21 protein-coding genes are annotated in these 15,613 nt (G+C 66.0%); 16 read left to right on the top strand and 5 right to left on the bottom strand.

Features of this window, described 5'->3' with window-relative positions; all coding sequences use genetic code 11:
• On the top strand, positions 1–1,038 hold a 1,038-nt coding region (gene trfA, locus A612_RS03775; protein WP_051001415.1), incomplete at its 5' end, for a plasmid replication initiator TrfA.
• Positions 1,039–2,360: 1,322 nt separating this feature from the next.
• Here trfA and A612_RS03770 read toward each other — a convergent pair.
• Complete coding sequence (locus tag A612_RS03770) at positions 2,361–2,675, bottom strand: type II toxin-antitoxin system RelE/ParE family toxin (protein WP_011117139.1); 315 nt, start codon at positions 2,673–2,675, stop codon at positions 2,361–2,363.
• Positions 2,672–2,941, bottom strand: a complete 270-nt coding sequence (locus A612_RS03765; RefSeq protein WP_001260984.1) for a ribbon-helix-helix domain-containing protein — start codon at positions 2,939–2,941, stop codon at positions 2,672–2,674. Before A612_RS03765 ends, A612_RS03770 begins: the two co-directional genes overlap by 4 nt.
• A gap of 168 nt (positions 2,942–3,109) precedes the next feature.
• Between A612_RS03765 and A612_RS03760 the strand changes: the two genes are divergently transcribed.
• The 13 genes from A612_RS03760 (at position 3,110) to kfrC (ending at position 11,379) form a co-directional block, all read left to right on the top strand.
• The gene (locus A612_RS03760) at positions 3,110–3,538 is read left to right on the top strand and encodes an antirestriction protein (protein ID WP_001095942.1); all 429 of its coding nucleotides are present in this window, start codon (positions 3,110–3,112) and stop codon (positions 3,536–3,538) included.
• 51 nt (positions 3,539–3,589) lie between these two features.
• Positions 3,590–4,795, top strand: a complete 1,206-nt coding sequence (locus A612_RS03755) for a protein KlcB (protein ID WP_011405605.1) — start codon at positions 3,590–3,592, stop codon at positions 4,793–4,795.
• Positions 4,796–4,811: 16 nt separating this feature from the next.
• Positions 4,812–5,069 carry a transcriptional repressor KorC gene (korC, locus tag A612_RS03750; RefSeq protein ID WP_011117141.1) on the top strand — a complete coding sequence of 86 codons (258 nt, stop codon included), beginning with the start codon at positions 4,812–4,814 and terminating at the stop codon, positions 5,067–5,069.
• A 159-nt stretch (positions 5,070–5,228) separates the two neighbouring features.
• The gene (gene kleA / locus A612_RS03745) at positions 5,229–5,465 is read left to right on the top strand and encodes a stable inheritance protein KleA (RefSeq protein WP_000041932.1); all 237 of its coding nucleotides are present in this window, start codon (positions 5,229–5,231) and stop codon (positions 5,463–5,465) included.
• A 58-nt stretch (positions 5,466–5,523) separates the two neighbouring features.
• Positions 5,524–5,739 (top strand): DUF2688 domain-containing protein, encoded by a 216-nt coding sequence (locus A612_RS03740; protein WP_010890114.1) that lies wholly within the window; start codon positions 5,524–5,526, stop codon positions 5,737–5,739.
• Positions 5,740–5,883: 144 nt separating this feature from the next.
• Positions 5,884–6,213 carry a KleE stable inheritance protein gene (gene kleE / locus A612_RS03735; protein WP_010890113.1) on the top strand — a complete coding sequence of 110 codons (330 nt, stop codon included), beginning with the start codon at positions 5,884–5,886 and terminating at the stop codon, positions 6,211–6,213.
• A 1-nt stretch (position 6,214) separates the two neighbouring features.
• Positions 6,215–6,745, top strand: coding sequence for a DUF2761 domain-containing protein (locus A612_RS03730; protein WP_010890112.1), 531 nt, complete (start codon positions 6,215–6,217; stop codon positions 6,743–6,745).
• 113 nt (positions 6,746–6,858) lie between these two features.
• On the top strand, positions 6,859–7,161 hold the full coding sequence (locus A612_RS03725; RefSeq protein ID WP_010890110.1) for a transcriptional regulator KorA: 303 nt from the start codon (positions 6,859–6,861) through the stop codon (positions 7,159–7,161).
• Positions 7,158–7,922, top strand: coding sequence for a ParA family protein (locus A612_RS03720; RefSeq protein ID WP_000855329.1), 765 nt, complete (start codon positions 7,158–7,160; stop codon positions 7,920–7,922). The genes A612_RS03725 and A612_RS03720 overlap by 4 nt, the downstream gene beginning before the upstream one ends.
• A complete protein-coding gene (locus tag A612_RS03715) occupies positions 7,919–8,968 on the top strand; it encodes a transcriptional repressor gene korB (RefSeq protein WP_011114060.1) in 1,050 nt (349 codons plus the stop codon). The genes A612_RS03720 and A612_RS03715 overlap by 4 nt, the downstream gene beginning before the upstream one ends.
• Before the next feature lie 179 nt (positions 8,969–9,147).
• Entirely contained in the window at positions 9,148–10,179 is a 1,032-nt protein-coding gene (locus tag A612_RS03710; protein ID WP_011342948.1) for a DNA-binding protein, read from the top strand.
• A 170-nt stretch (positions 10,180–10,349) separates the two neighbouring features.
• Positions 10,350–10,697 (top strand): IncP plasmid survival protein KfrB, encoded by a 348-nt coding sequence (kfrB, locus tag A612_RS03705; protein ID WP_000664557.1) that lies wholly within the window; start codon positions 10,350–10,352, stop codon positions 10,695–10,697.
• A gap of 28 nt (positions 10,698–10,725) precedes the next feature.
• Positions 10,726–11,379: an IncP plasmid survival protein KfrC gene (gene kfrC / locus A612_RS03700; RefSeq protein WP_000826922.1), complete on the top strand. Its 654-nt coding sequence runs from the start codon at positions 10,726–10,728 to the stop codon at positions 11,377–11,379.
• Between the two features lie 202 nt (positions 11,380–11,581).
• Here the strand turns inward: kfrC and A612_RS03695 are convergent, their stop codons facing one another.
• From A612_RS03695 to A612_RS03685, 3 genes are read right to left on the bottom strand one after another with little or no spacing between them, the layout of a single operon-like run.
• The gene (locus A612_RS03695) at positions 11,582–12,022 is read right to left on the bottom strand and encodes a conjugal transfer protein TraM (protein ID WP_000718516.1); all 441 of its coding nucleotides are present in this window, start codon (positions 12,020–12,022) and stop codon (positions 11,582–11,584) included.
• Positions 12,022–12,747, bottom strand: a complete 726-nt coding sequence (locus A612_RS03690) for a nucleotide-binding protein (RefSeq protein WP_001062597.1) — start codon at positions 12,745–12,747, stop codon at positions 12,022–12,024. The genes A612_RS03695 and A612_RS03690 overlap by 1 nt, the downstream gene beginning before the upstream one ends.
• Entirely contained in the window at positions 12,747–13,145 is a 399-nt protein-coding gene (locus A612_RS03685) for a TraK family protein (RefSeq protein WP_001127128.1), read from the bottom strand. Before A612_RS03685 ends, A612_RS03690 begins: the two co-directional genes overlap by 1 nt.
• 373 nt (positions 13,146–13,518) lie before the next feature.
• Here A612_RS03685 and traJ point away from each other — a divergent pair, with 373 nt between their 5' ends.
• Together traJ and traI are read left to right on the top strand one after the other, a co-directional pair.
• Entirely contained in the window at positions 13,519–13,893 is a 375-nt protein-coding gene (gene traJ / locus A612_RS03680) for a conjugal transfer transcriptional regulator TraJ (RefSeq protein WP_000426567.1), read from the top strand.
• 34 nt (positions 13,894–13,927) lie between these two features.
• Positions 13,928–15,613: TraI/MobA(P) family conjugative relaxase (gene traI / locus A612_RS03675; RefSeq protein WP_019373233.1), on the top strand; the 1,686-nt coding region annotated here is incomplete at its 3' end.

Genomic DNA, 15,613 nt, shown 5'->3' with positions numbered 1-15,613 from the left:
GAGACGGCTTTGCCGCCGAAGCTACCGACGCCGGCAAGTGCCGCCGTCGAGCGATCCGAGCGCATGGCGCAGGAATCGGCCGAGCTTGCGCGCACGATGGGCCTGCCGCCCGAACCGCGCACCGCCGTGAACAAGATGGCCGAGCAGATCGGCGCGCTGGCCCAGGACAAACGGAGTAGTGCGATGGCGACCAAGAAGCGAACGGCCGGCGGTGAGCTGGCCGAGAAGGTCAGCGAGGCCAAGCAGACGGCCTTGCTCAAGCACACGAAGCAGCAGATCAAGGACATGCAGCTCTCGCTGTTCGACCTGGCTCCCTGGCCGGATCACATGCGGGCACTGCCCAACGACTTCGGGCGGTCGGCGATCTTCACCGTCCGCAACAAGAAGGTGCCGCGCGCCGCGCTGCAAGGCCAGTCGATCTACCACGTCAACAAAGACGTGGAGATCACCTACACCGGGATCGAACTGCGCGCCGACGACGACGAGCTGGTATTCGCCCAGGTGCTGGAGTACGCGAAGCGCACCGCGCTCGGAGAGCCGGTTTCCTTCACGTTCTACGAGCTTTGCCAGGACTTGGACTGGTCAATCAACGGTCGGTACTACACAAGGGCCGAGGAATGCCTGACGCGGCTCCAGGCGTCGGCCATGCAGTTCTCATCCCAACGCATCGGCCGGCTCGAATCGGTGTCGCTGATCCGGCGCTTCCGCGTCCTGGATCGCGGCAAGCGCACGTCGCGCTGCCAGGTCGAGATCGACGCCGAAATCGTGGTGCTGTTCGCCGGCGACCACTACACGAAATTCGTGTGGGAGAAGTACCGCAAGCTGTCGCCCACCGCGCGGCGCATGTTCGACTACTTCGCCACCCACAAGGAGCCGTACCCGCTTAAGCTGGAGACGTTCCGGCTGATGTGCGGCTCGGATTCCACCCGGCCGAAGAAGTGGCGCGAGCAGGTAGGCGAAGCGTGCGACGAGCTGCGCGAAAACGGCCTGGTCGAAAGTGCGTGGGTGAACGACGACCTGGTGCATTGCAAGCGGTGATCGCCCCCCTGCCCTCCCCTGGAGCCGCCCGAGATCGAGGCGGCTTTTTTTCTCGAGCATCGCCACTTCCGGCGAGGCAGTACCGCGCACCAGCTCGCGCACGTCGAGCTGCAGCATCGTCACTTCCGGCGAGGCTGGCCACGTCCTGGCCACGTCCTGGCCACGGTCGACCATCGCCACATCCAACGATGCCCCGAGGGCCCCATCGCCACTTCCGACGATGAGATCCGCTCTTTGACATTTGAGGGGCCAAGCTGCGGGGGATTCTCCCGGCCGGCGGCCGCGAGAACCGGCTATGTCGTGCTACGCATCGAGCCAGGCGGCCACGGCCGCCCGTCTCGCCCCTGGCGGGCTTCCAGCGCCTTCCCGACGCTCACCGGGCCGGTGGCCCTCGCCGCTAGGCTACGAGGCCCTGGCGGGCCTTTCTGGCCCCTTCTCGGGGCCATAGAGGGCCGGCGCTGCCTGGTCGGCCTTGTGGATCGTTTGGGGACAAAACGCCGGCTGGTGACAGTTGAGGGGCGTTTCTTGACACTTGGGGGGCAGCGCACCCCGGCGCGATGCTGACAGATGAGGGGCCGGCCTCGAAATCGGCCGGCTGGAGCCGCGCCGGAGGCCGTCGAGGCGGCCTATGTGCTTGATCGGGCTGGCTTTATCCACAGAAGTTGTGGATAAGCCTGTTGGCAAGGCCCTTGCCGTACTGACACTTGAGGGGCGGGGGTGCTGACAGATGAGGGGCGCGATCCTTGACACTTGACGGGCAGACTATTGACCCTTGAGGGGCTTATCCATTGACACTTGAGGGGCGGCCCTTCGAGCCTTTTCCTTGGCGTATCAACGGCTTGCGCGCGTTTTCCGGTCAAGCTAACCGGCTTTTAACCCTTCATAACCTTTATATTAAACCTAGTTGTTATAACCGGGTGTCGAAAAAAGCGGCAAACCGGCCCAAGGTGCCCCGCAGAATAATCGGCCGCCGAAGGGGGGTGCCCCCCCTTCTCGATCCCACCCGGCCGCTAAAGCGGCCTCCCATCCCCCCAGGGGCGTTGCCCCTCGGCCTACGGCCTTCACCCCAAGAATGGAGCGCCTACGGCGCTACGGCTGACCATAGCCAGGCGCAAGCGCCTGGCAGAAGTTCGTGCTCTTCCAAAGGGGGCCAAGGCCCCCTCTGGACTCCCCAACTGTCAAGGCCGCGGTGACTCCTGCGCCGTCGCCAAGTCGGAAGATGGCTCCAGCTCGAAGGCCGCAAGGTTGAACGCCAAGGGAGGGGTCGGCCTGCCAGGCCCAGGGCGTGATTGCGCCCCTCAAGTGTCAAGAAGCGGGGGAATTCAGTCGTCCGCGTCGTCGTGCAGGATCGACTCGTAGTCCTGCCCGCCGTAGAACACGCCGATGATGGAAACCAGATCGCCGGCCACATCGAAGGCGATCACGGCGCGCTTGCGGTAGTTCGTGATGCGCAGGCCGGGCCGCACATCGTCGCGCATGGTGCCGCGCAGTGGAAACGTGCGCAGGCTTTCGCAATAGGTGACGATTGCCTCGGTGTAGCGAGCGGCAACGTCAGGCGACGCCGCCGCCGCGATGTAGCGGTACAGCTCGGCAAGCTGCTCTTCGGCCTCGGGCGAGAAGACGACCGCGTAGCTCATTGCGCCTTCGCATGCTCGGCGGCCAGGCGGGCGCGCACCTGGTCGGCGGTGACGGCTCGGGAGGGATCGGCTTTCAGGGCGTCATACGCCGGGCCGACCTGGTTGTGAAGCCAGGACTCGACGGCGCGATCACGCGCGAGTAGCGCACGCAGGCCGTCGCGGATGACCTCGCTTTCGCTCGCGTACTCCCCGGTCTTGACCTTCGTTTTCACCACGTCGGCCATGTCGTTCGGCAGGGTGATGCTCAGTTGCTGGGTGGTTCGCATGGCGGCCTCCATTCGGTTCAATAGGATTCAATCCTATCACTCCAAGGGGACGAAGTCCAGTTTAGCGGCTAAAGTTTAGCTAAAGTGCTTGACAGGTTAGGACATTTTGTCCTAATATACGTCTTGAAGGCCGGGCATGTCGCCCAGGTCAACTACCGGAGAGTTCCGATGAACACCCAAGACCAACCCGTCACCGCTTCCCTGGTCGCCGAGGCCCAGCGCCTCGACTTCTTGCCTACCTACTTCGGCCCGCGCCTGATGATGCGCGGCGAGGCCCTTGTGTACGCCTGGCTGCGCCGGCTCTGCGAACGCTACAACGGCGCGTATTGGCACTACTACACCCTGTCGGACGGCGGTTTCTACCTGGCCCCCGACCTGGCCGAGCGCCTGGAGATCGAGGTAGACGGCAACGGCTTCCGGGGCGAACTGTCGGCCGACGCCGCCGGCATTGTCGCAACCCTGTTCGCGCTCGGCCAGCTCGCGGCCGAGATCGCCGGCACGGACGCGGCCGACGCCCTGATCGACCGCTATCACTTCCTGCGCGGCTTCGCGGCCGGCCACCCCGAGGCCGCTGCGATCTACCGGGCTATTGACTGATGAGGGGCGGCCCCGGCTCCGGCCGGGGCTGCACCAGGAGCACGTCAAGCGATGGCGAAGCGAACAAAGCAACCGGCCCAGGCGGGCCAGGACTGGAGCGCGCCGGCGGCCGAGCTGCTGGCCGAGCTGCCGGCAGACCGTGACGGCCTGCTGGCTGCGGCCGTTGCGGCCGTGGTGGAGATCGACGCGGCTGTCATGCGCGGCGACGGGGCGGCGGCCGAGCTGGCCGGCGACCGATACGAGGCGATCATCTGGAAGCTGAACGGCGGCACGAACTTCGGGTGCATGGCCGACGACGAGGCCGCCGGCCGCGTCATCGAGCGGCATTGCGCTGCGGTGCCGGGGGACGTGCCCTTGTGGGGCCAGCGCGGCCAGTTCCTGGCCGTGGCGGGCGACGTGCGCGCCCTGGTGGAGTACGAGGCCGGTTATGGCGGGCCGCTCAACGCGCATTTTCAGTTCCACGCGGTTGACCTGGACAGGCCGTTTATCTCGGCGACGGGCTATCGCTCGCACTTCGACACGGCGCGGGGCTGCATGACCGTGGACGAGGTTGCGCGCGGCATCCTGACGGCCATGCTGGCCGAGAAGAAGCGGCCGGTGTTGATCGAGGCCAACTACCGCGACCGCTTGGCCGACGCTCCCCTGCCCGATTGGCTGGCCGGCCTGGTGCCGCCGGCGCGGCGCGAGCCGGCGACCGTGACGATCCCGCCGGGCTTCGTCTTGGTCGATGTGGTGCTGCCGGCGCACAAGGCGTTCATCGCGCGGCGCTGGGCGGCCGAGGCGGCGGGCAAGGTCAAGGCGGCCAGGGCCGCCAGGTCGAACGCCAAGGGAAAGGCCGGGGGCCGCGAGCGAGATCCCGCATCGGCGGAAACGGCGATGCGCTGCAGCACCGCCAAAGCTGACGATTGCAAGGCCGAGGCTGGGCCTGTATCGCCAGAAGCGACGATGCCGGGCGCAGGCGAAGCATCCTGCAGCACCGCCAGGAATGGCGATGCAGGCCCGGCCGACCTGGTGGAGTTCACGCCCGCACCAGGCCAACGGTGCGAGATCGTGAGCGTCCACCATCCGGTGTTCGCCAAGGAGATCGGCAAGCGCGTCATCATCGTGAAGGTGCATCCAGACACCCGCCAGGTGTGGGCGCATGACGACCGGCCGGTGACATACAAGACCAACCGCGCGGGCCGCCGTGTGGTGGATTCAGACCCGAGCTGCATTCAGTCGATCTACGGATTCGACCAACTGCGGCTTATCACGTGACCAGGAGAAGAAACGAATGACGAACGACGCCAATATCCGGCTGGAGTGCTTGAAGCCGGCCGAGCGGTGGGCGCAGCCGAGCGGCGAAGAGGTGCGCGAGGTGCTGCGCCTGGCGGGCCTCACCGGCGGCAAAGCCGCGAAGGTGCTGGGCCTCGGCCCGAAGGGCGACCGGACGATCCGGCGATGGGTGGGCGAGGACACGCCGATCCCTTATGCCGCGTGGGCGCTGCTGTGCGACTACGCCGGCCTCGGGCTGATCTGGAAAGAGGCTTGACGCCAGGGAAAGAGGCTTTAGCGGCTAAAGTGCTAGGCATCGGACTACGGTAAAGCGAAAATAGTTTAGCTAAAGTGCTTGACAGGCTAGGACATTTTGTCCTAATATAGCACTTGAAGGCCGGGCATTCCGCCCAGGTCGATTACCGGAGAGGTTCCGATGAGCAAGAACAAGATCATGCCTTGGGTTGACGCCCTGCCGAATGTGGAAGCCACCGACTTCCAAGCCCGCCGCGACCAGATCGAGGCCACGATGGCCGAGGCGGCCGAGCTGGTGAAGCAGGCGGAAGAGCTGCGCGGCAAAGCCTATTTCGCCGCCTTGAGCCTGGAGGCCAGTGCCAAGGGCGAATGGTCGAGCCAAGCGGTCGAGCAGGCCAAGCGCAGCGTCGGCTGGTAAGGGAAGGCGGCCCGGCTTCGGCCGGGTCATCAACGGAACGCCAAGAGGAAACAGTCCCATGAGCAAAGGCAAGATCGAGATCATCGAGACGTGCTGCCGGCGCTGCGGCAAGAGCATCCGAACCTTGAGCCACACCATCATCGGCGCCGATGATGCCCGCGAGAAGTTCGGCAGCATCTGCGGCGGCTGCATCACGCCGGAGGAAGATAACGAGCTGACGGAAATGCTGCTGGCGGCGGCCGTGCGACGCATGAGCGGAGCGACGCTGCAATGACGGCATTCCACACGTTCGACGGCCCCAGGTGGAGGAACGCCCCGGAGTGATCCGGGGCGCTTGGCCTGGTGCTGGCACACCGTAACCATGCTTCCGAGTGGGAGCATCCAGCATTCAACACGTAACCGCGTGGAGGGTCAAGCCATGTCCAACATCGTCAAGTTCCCCAGGGCGAGCAAGCCGCCGGCTCCCGAGCCGGTGCAGCCTGCCGCGCCCGCTGCTGCGCCTGCCGCACCCAAGGCCGAAGGCCGGGGCCTGGTGGCCGGCCTGGTCAAGTTCGTATGGGTGGCGACCGTGCTGGTCTGGCCGGTGCTCAAGTGGGTGCTGGCGATCATCACCTTCTTCCAGTTCGTGCGGATGCTCTACCACTGGAACACGCCTGGCGTGTATGCCGGCTGGTCGTTCCTGGCGTACTTCGCGGCACTGACCGCGATCACCTACTTCGTTTCGATCTACAAACCGAAAGGGCTTTGACATGGCAAAGCAGACCCTCCCCTACCCGCCTGGCTTCGTGGAGCCGACCACTGGCCGCGTGGCCGTCATGGTGCGCGAGTACGCGGACAGCGACTTGAACGGCGACGCGCCGGCCTACTGGTACAGCGCGCAATCCGAAGAATGGGGCCTTGACCCCTGGCGTCTCGTGGAGGGCGTCGATCCGCACGTGGGCGGCGGTTCCTTCGACGTGTGCTTTGCCAGCGGCGGCACGCGCACCGTAGGCCCGCTGATGACGTTCTTCCTGAGTGCCGCCCATGCGGCACAGCTCATTGACGCCAAGGGGGAAGAGTTGGCCTTGCAGCGCGCCACCCTGGCCGTCATCGCGGACGGGCTGGGCCTGCCTGCCAAGGCGCTGCGCATCGAGGCGAAGGTGGAGGGCCGGCCGGCCGTGTTCTACGACCAGGACGGGGCCACGCTTTGCGCGTGCGCGGTGGATTCCGACCACTGGCGACAGGCGCGGGCGACGGCCGCAACGGCATCGGCCATCGACAAGGCGCGAACAAATTTTTAGCCGCTAAAACGCTTGACGGCTTCGCATGGTTTAGCTAAACTTCTGCACATGGTTGGCGGCTGGCACCGCCATTTGTTCAACAAACCGGGTGTGGAGTGTTATGGGTGCAATCCATGAAGAAACGGCTAACCGAAGCCCAATTCCAGACGGCCATCAAGGGGCTGGAGATCGGGCAGCAGACCATCGACATAGCGCGCGGCGTGCTGGTCGATGGCCGGCCCCAGGCGGAGTTTGTCACTTCGCTGGGGCTGACCAAGGGGGCGGTGTCGCAGGCGGTCAGTCGCGTATGGGCAGCAGCAGGGGAACAGCTCCCCGAGGGCTTCGAGCGAGTGACGGCGGTACTGCCGGAGCATCAAGCGTTCATCGTCAAGAAGTGGGAAGCAGACGCCAAGAGGAAACAGGAACCCAAGTCATGAAAACACTGGTCACGGCAATTCAGAAGGGCGGTCAAGGCAAGACGTTCGCCACCTGCCACCTGGCATTCGACTTCCTGGAGCGCGGCCTTCGCGTGGCCGTGATCGACCTGGACACCCAGGGCAACGCATCGTTCACGCTGTCGGCGTACCAATCGGGCTACCTCGCCAGCCAGTTGTTCACCGGCGACACCGATGACCTGCGGTATTGGTTCGGCAAGCGCGAGGGCGAGAGCCTGGCGCTGATCGCGGCAGACGCCAACCTGGCGAACCTGGACAAGATGGAGCTTTCCCAGGCGGCCGCCGCGCTGCGGGCCAGTGTGGCCGCGCTGGGCGAGTTCTTCGACGTGTGCCTGATCGACACGGCCCCCTCCCTTGGCGTCGCCATGACGGCGGCCGTGCTGACGGCCGACTACATGCTGTCGCCCATCGAAATGGAGGCGTACAGCTTGCAGGGCATGAAGAAGATGGTCGCGGTCATCAGCAACCTGCGCAAGCAGAACCCCAAGCTGCGCTTCCTCGGCATGGTGCCGAACAAGGTGGACGCGCGGAAGCCGCGCCACGTCAACAACCTGGCGACGTTGCAGCAGGCATACCCGCAGCTCATCTTGCCGTTCAGCATCGGCGCGCGTGACAGCATCGCCGAGGCGCTGGGCGAGCAGATGCCGGTGTGGAAGATCAAGAAGACCGCCGCGCGGAAGGCCACCCAGGAGGTGCGTGCGCTGGCGGATTACGTGTTCACGAAGATGGAGATCGCGCAATGAGCGCCAAGACCAACGCCAAGAAGAAGGAGCAGGACAAGCCGCAATCGTCCGGGCTGGGCCTGGACGGGCTGGGCGACCTGGCCGGCCTGCTGAACGAGCAGCCGGCGGCCAACGCCGGCGGCGCAGGCCCGCAGGAGCTGCCGCTTGACCTGATCGACGAAGACCCACACCAGCCGCGCACGGCCGACAACCCCGGCTTCTCGCCGGAGAGCATCGCGGAGATCGGCGAGACCATCAAAGCGCGCGGCGTGAAGTCGCCCATCAGCGTGCGCGAGAACCCGGACGCACCGGGGCGCTACCTCATCAACCACGGCGCGCGGCGCTATCGCGGCTCGAAGTGGGCGCACAAGACCACGATCCCGGCCTTCATCGACAACGACTACAACGAGGCCGACCAGGTTATCGAGAACCTGCAACGCAACGAGCTGACGGCGCGTGAGATCGCCGACTTCATCGGCCGCGAGCTGGCGAAGGGCAAGAAGAAGGGCGAGATCGCCAAGGAGATCGGCAAGTCGCCGGCCTTCGTCACGCAGCACGTCACGCTGCTGGACTTGCCCGAACCCATTGCCGAGGCGTTCAATAGCGGCCGGGGCAAGGACGTGACTGTCATCAACGAGCTGGTGACGGCCTACAAGAAGAACCCCGACGAGGTGGCCGCCTGGCTGGCCGACGACAGCCAGGAGCTGACGCGCGGCTCGGTGAAGCTGCTGCGCGAGTTCCTGGAGGACAAGCGCAGTCACGAGGACGGCGACCGTGATCCCAACACCGTCGATGCGCTGACCGGCAAGACCGACGCCGAGGCCGGCGACGGCGAGCAGGGGCCGCAGGATGATGACGCCAAGGGGAAGAAGGAGCCGAAGGAGGCCGACCCCGACAAGCTCAAGAAGGCCATCATCCAGGTCAAGCACGACGACCGGCCGGCACGGCTGATCCTCAACCGCCGGCCCCCGGCCGAGGGCTGGGCCTGGCTCAAATACGAGGATGACGGCCAGGAGTTCGAGGCCGACCTTGGCACCGTGCAGCTTGTCGCGCTGCTGGAGGGCTGACACGCCCAGCGCCGGGCATCGCCGACCACCGACCCCCACCCATCGCCCCGCCATCGAGCGGGGCTTTTTTTTGCCCGCGTTTTAGCCGCTAAAAAAAGTTCAGCTAAACCGCTTGCGTAGTGTTGTATGTTGTAGTATGCTACACGCTACAACATACAACCGGCCAAAGGAGGCCCGACATGGCGATCTCGAAGGAGCAGATATTTGCGGTGGCCGACGAACTGGACGCGGCCGGCCAGAACCCCACGCTGGCGAACGTGCGCAAGCAGCTCGGCAGCGGCAGCTTCACCACCATCAGCGAGGCGATGAACGAGTGGCGCGCACGCAAGGCCAGCCAGGCCGCCCCGATCCGCGAGCCGGCACCGCAGGCGATCACCGACAAGCTGGCCGAGCTGGGCGGCGACTTGTGGGCCGTGGCGCTGGAAATGGCGAACAACCGCCTGGCCGCCGAGCGCGAGGCGCTGGAGGCCGTGCGCCAGGAGACGGAAGCAGCGCGCCAGGAAGCCGCAGAGCTGGCCGACCAGCTCACCGGCGAGCTGGACGAGGCCAAGGCCCGCGTCGCGGCCCTGGAGGCCGTCGAGGCGGCCGCCAAGGGCGAGGCCGACGAGCTGCGCGGCAAGCTCGCGGCGACCAGCGAGCGCGCGGCCACGGCCGAGGCCAGGGCCGGCGAGCTGCGCACGGAGCTGGATCACGCCCATCAGGAAGCCCGCCAGGCGCGCGCAGAGCGCGACAAGGCCCAGGAGAGGGCCACGGCCAGCGCCGACCAGGTGGAGGCCCTGCGGGCCGACCTCGCGGCCGCGAACAGCCGTACCGCCGAGATCGAGCGCCGCGCCGGCGAGCTGCGTGCCGACCTGGAGCGGGCGAACCAGGCGACCGACCAGGCGCGCGCCGCTCAGGCCGAGCAGCGGAAGGCCACCGAGGTGGCCGCCGCCGAGCGCGACCAGGTGCGCGCGGAGCTGGTGAAGGTGCAGGCCAAGGCCGAGGCGGCCGAGCAGGCCCACCAGGAGCAGCGCAAGGCGATGGCGGCCGAGGCACACCGCCAGGCCGAGCGGCTGACCGCCGCCCAGGGCGAGCGCGACCAGGCGAAGCGCGACGCTGCCCAGGCCCGCGAGGAAGCGGCCGGGCTTCGCGGCCGGCTGGAGGCCCTGGAAACCGTCATGGCGCAAGGCCGGGCGGCCGATCCGACCAGCGGCGGACGCAAAAAGACCTGATAAATCGGTTGGTTTTCCTTAAAATTACCCTGGAACCCTGACAAAACGCACAACCCGGCCGCTGGGAAGAGCCGGCCTCGCTTTGCCGAGGTCGGCTTTTTTGTTGGAGCGCGGCTTGCATGGGGCCACCATCACCCTTTTGAGAACTACGGCAACCATAGGAGTGCCCGATGAAAGAACGCCTCTTGGTCATGAACGGTCAACGCATCGTTCAGGCCGAAAAGGACGGCGCTTGGACGAATCAGAAAGTAGACAAGGCGGGCGCGTTGAAGCCCGGCATCTACAACCTGTACACGGCCCAAGCGGCCGACAAGAAGCAGACCCACGCCGGCGTGATCGTTCATGCCGACGCCACCAACGTGTACCAGCAGATCGGCAAGAACTTTGTCATGCACGCTCGGTCAGATTTCGATAAAGTACCTGAAATTGGGAGCGCAAAGAGCATCAGCTACAACGCCCAGGGCAAGGCGGCAGTCGCCGCAGAGGCCCCGAAACTGACGCGGGGGCGCTCCATGTAGCTTTAGCGGCTAAAAAGGAGGCACGCCCTTGAAACGACTCACCATCCCCGGCAGCGGCACCGAGAGCCGCGCCACCAAGCCGGCCCGCGTCAGCGCGCCGGCCACCCTCGGCGGTGCCGCCTTCGGCGCTTCGCGCGAGGACACCGGAGCCGACTTGCTGGAGGCCGCCCAGGCGGCCGAGATCGAGCAGCAGGCCACCCTAGAGGCGGCCCCGGTCGAGCAGTCCTACCCCGAAACCCTGGCGCTCTACGTGCAGGCCAAGCACGACCAGGTGGAGCACATCGAGGACAGGCTAGAAAACCTGATCGACCGGCAGCAGGCCCGCTTGCAGCAGACCCAGGCGTCCGCGCCTGGCCGGCTTTCCTTGCCCGGCTCTAAGCGAGCCTGGCAGAACCAGCAGGCGCAGCAGCAGGCCCGCTTGCAGACGCTTCACGCGCGCCTGGAGGCCGTCCGCGAGATCAAGGAAGGCATGGGCCTGCACTCGCCGAAGATCGAAGAGCTGGCGACGCGCAAGATGCGCGCCGAGAACCCCGAGCTGGCTTCCGATTGGGATGCCATGCGCGAGGCCGCCCGCCGGCATGAGCTGCTGATGCGCAAGCAGGAGCAGGAGCGCAAGCAATCCCAGGCCCAGGAGCGGCCAGGGAGATCGCAGTCCTTGGGCCTGTCAGCCAGGCCCGCATAAAAACGAAGCCCGGCGGTCGCCGGGCTTTTTTCTCGAGCATCGCCATTTCTGGCGAGGGAGGCCCGCCGAGGGCCTGGCGGAATCATCCTGCAGCATCGTCACAAGCGACGATGCCGGGAGCTGGCCAGCATCGCCGAACCTGGCGATGCCGCCGGCGCGGTCGACCATCGCCAGTTCTGACGATGAGATCCCGCATCGCCATCTACAGCGAGGCCCACAGGGCCAGGCCGGCGGCCACGACCGCCATGCCGGCCGCGACCATGTTCATCATGGCGACGCGCCGCGCCTCGCGGATCGGCGCGACGAGCTGCGCCGTCACCGCCTCAACCTCACGCCGCACGGCCTCGGCGGCCGCCTTCGCGCCCTCCTGCATTCCCCGCGTCATGGCGTCCTTGCTGGCCGCCAACGCCGCGTTGAGCGTCCTTTCCGCCTTTCCCTTGGCGTCATCACCCCATCGGTGGGCGATGGACTCCAGTTCCGACTTGAAGGCGTCCAAGATTTCCTGCTGGGCCGATGCGCTGTCCTGCATCAGCTTCATGTTGATGGTCTGGAGGATCAAGATCGGATCGTCGCGGCCCACGGCGATGCCGTGCTTGGCCGCGATCTCCCGTATCAGCTCCTCGATCTTGTCGTCGGCCGCCATCAGAGCACCGCCGCGTTTTCGAGCTGGGCGAAGAGCTGGGTTTTCACGATCTTGAGCCGCTGCCGCGTCATGATCGTGAGCGCCGAATCGGCCAGGGCCTCATCGAAGGTGCGCCGATCCTGGAGCATTTCGGCGAAGTCGCGGCCGTAGGTTTCCTCTTTCAGCGCCGGAATCTGGATGATGGCGGACACACGGCCCTTGTTGGCCGTGTACGCCTTCAACTGCTCGAACCCCTTGCCCTCGTGCTCGATTGGCCCCCAATACGGGTTCAGCCAGACCACGAACAGGCATTCGGCCGGGAACTGGCTGGCGAGCTGGGCGAAGCCGCTCACCGTGTCCACCAGGGCCTGGCCGCCGGTGACGACCGTATGCACCACGAGTTCGTGGCCCATGTCCTGGAGCAGCGCCGGCACCTGGTTGCTGATGAGGTAGTGCGACAGCGGCACGAACGAGCTGGCCCCGTTGTCGATGATGACGTCGCCCTCGGCCGACGCGATCATCTCGACCAGGGCGTCGAAATTCCGGGTGTTGATCTCGTCGCCGTCCATGATGTTGAGCCGGCGCACGTTGAGGGCTTTGTAGCCCTCGAACGTCGCGTTCACCGGATCGGTGTCGATGCAAAGCGGCTTCTGTCCCTTGCCGGCTTTGTACTGCGCGATGGTGGCCGCGATCATCGACTTGCCGACGCCGCCCTTGCCTTGCAGAACCATGTGAATTTTCGCCATTACAGTAAATCCTCTTTCTTTGGAGTCGCATCAAACGTGAAGCCGCCGATCTTGGGTGGCTCACTCTTGGATTCCGAGGCCGGCGGGGCGGCCTTCGGCTCGGGCTTCGCGCCCTTGGGCTGGCTGTCCGGGGGAGTGGCGGGAGGCGGCGGGGAAGCTACCGGCGCGGCCTTGATGTACCGCTTCACGTGCTGGGTGAAGGTTTCGTACCGACAGCGCAGCCGGCCGGTTTCCTTCATGTGCTCCCAGATCGTTTTCATCGCATAGCCCGCATCGAGCGCCGCTTGAACGTCGCTCTTGACGGCCAGGAACGCGACCACGTGCTTGTCCTGGCGCGGCTTCTTGGCTTCCCGTCCCTTCACCCATTCAGCCAGCTCTTCGGGGTAGGTCTTTGGCATCGTGTTCGTCCATCTAATCCTCTCATCGCAAATGTAACGCTACTAAGCGGCGCTACGGAAACGCAAAAAGTCCGCTATCGGCGTGCATTGGCACGCTTCGATAGCGGCATTATGGGCCATTGTGGCGGGTTTCGCTATATCCGTTGCTGCTTTTGCGGCCTGATAGCGCGATAGTTGCGGATAAATCGTAATGGCTGGTGTAGACTTTCCTTGGTGTTATTAACGCCGTAAGGCGGGCAGGATGTGTGAAGTTAGCTAACCGGCGAGCCGGTTATCTATCTTCACTGTCCCTTATTCGCGCCGGGGGCGCTCAACGGGTCATCCTGCTCTGCGAGGCAGCCGGCTACCGCCGGCATGAGAGACGAGGCGAGGCATGGAGAACGACGAAAAGGAACACGGCCGCCGGCGGCGGCAGCACCTGCGGGTGCCGGTGTTCCCCGAAGAGAAAGACGAGATCGAGGCGAACGCCAAGAGGGCGGGCGTCAGCGTGGCGCGCTATCTGCGCGACGTGGGCCAGGGCTACCAGATCAAGGGCGTCATGGACTACCAGCACGTGCGCGAGCTGGTGCGCGTCAACGGCGACCTTGGCCGCCTTGGCGGCCTGCTCAAGCTCTGGCTGACCGATGACGTGCGAACGCTCCAGTTCGGCGAGGCGACCATCCTGGCCCTGCTGGGCCGGATCGAGGCCACCCAGGACGAAATGAGCCGGATCATGAAGGCCGTGGTTCAGCCGAGGGCCGAGCCTTGACTTCTTTAGCGGCTAAAAAGCCGGAGGGGCGGCCATGATCGCCAAGCACGTGCCGATGCGCTCGCTTGGCAAGAGCGACTTCGCGGGCCTGGCGAACTACATCACCGACGCCCAAAGCAAAGACCACCGGCTGGGCCACGTGCAGGCGACGAACTGCGAAGCCGGTTCCATCCAGGACGCCATCACGGAGGTGCTGGCGACCCAGCACACGAACACCCGCGCGAAGGGCGACAAGACCTACCACCTGATCGTCAGCTTCCGGGCCGGCGAGCAGCCCAGCGCCGACACCTTGCGCGCGATTGAGGAACGCATCTGCGTCGGGCTGGGTTATGGCGAGCATCAGCGAATCAGTGCCGTCCACAACGACACCGACAACCTGCACATCCACATCGCCATCAACAAGATTCACCCGACGCGGCACACGATGCACGAGCCGTACTACCCGCACCGGGCGCTGGCGGAACTCTGCACGGCCCTGGAGCGCGACTACGGCCTGGAGCGCGACAACCACGAGCCGCGCAAGCGCGGCGCGGAGGGCCGGGCCGCCGACATGGAGCGGCATGCCGGCGTTGAAAGCCTGGTCGGCTGGATCAAGCGCGAGTGCCTGGACGAGATCAAGGGCGCGCAGTCCTGGCAGGAACTGCACCAGGTCATGCGCGACAACGGAATGGAGCTGCGCGTCCGCGCCAATGGCCTCGTGTTCGAGGCCGGCGACGGAACGATGGTGAAGGCGAGCACAGTAGCCCGCGACCTTTCCAAGCCGAGCCTGGAGGCGCGGCTTGGCCCGTTCGAGGCTTCGCCCGAACGGCAGGCGCAAACCACCGCGAAGCGGCAGTACCGCAAAGACCCCATCCGCCTTCGCGTCAACACCGTGGAGCTGTACGCGAAGTACAAGGCCGAGCAGCAGAGCTTGACCACGGCGCGCGCCCAGGCCCTGGAGCGCGCCCGGCATCGCAAGGATCGGCTGATCGAGGCGGCCAAGAGGTCGAACCGCCTGCGCCGCGCCACGATTAAGGTGGTCGGCGAGGGCCGCGCGAACAAGAAGCTGCTGTACGCCCAGGCGAGCAAGGCCCTGCGCAGCGAAATCCAGGCGATCAACAAGCAGTTCCAGCAGGAGCGCACGGCCCTCTACGCCGAGCACAGCCGGCGCACGTGGGCCGACTGGCTCAAGAAGGAGGCGCAGCACGGCGGCGCCGACGCCCTGGCCGCCCTGCGCGCCCGCGAGGCGGCCCAGGGCCTCAAGGGCAACACCATCCGGGGCGAGGGCCAGGCGAAGCCCGGCCACGCGCCGGCGGTGGACAACATCACGAAGAAGGGGACGATCATCTTCCGCGCCGGCATGAGCGCCGTGCGCGATGACGGTGACCGCCTGCAAGTCTCCCGCGAGGCCACGCGCGAAGGGCTGCAAGAAGCCCTGCGCCTGGCGATGCAACGCTACGGCAACCGCATCACCGTCAACGGCACGGTGGAGTTCAAGGCGCAGATGATCCGCGCCGCCGTCGATTCCCAGCTACCCATCACCTTCACCGATCCGGCTCTTGAGAGCCGGCGGCAGGCGCTTTTGAACAAGGAGAACACCCATGAGCGAACCGAAAGACCAGAGCATCGAGGACGAACTGGACGCGGCGCTGGCGGCCCTGGACAGCGGCCCGCTGCCGACCAGCACGCTACCGGAGCCGCAGCCGTCGCCCGAGCAGGCGACGGCCGGCCAGCCGCTCCA

This window comes from Melaminivora alkalimesophila (assembly GCF_000282995.1).
In the GTDB taxonomy this organism is placed as follows: Bacteria; Pseudomonadota; Gammaproteobacteria; order Burkholderiales; family Burkholderiaceae_C; genus Melaminivora; species Melaminivora alkalimesophila.
This window is presented reverse-complemented; position numbering and strand designations above follow the sequence as displayed.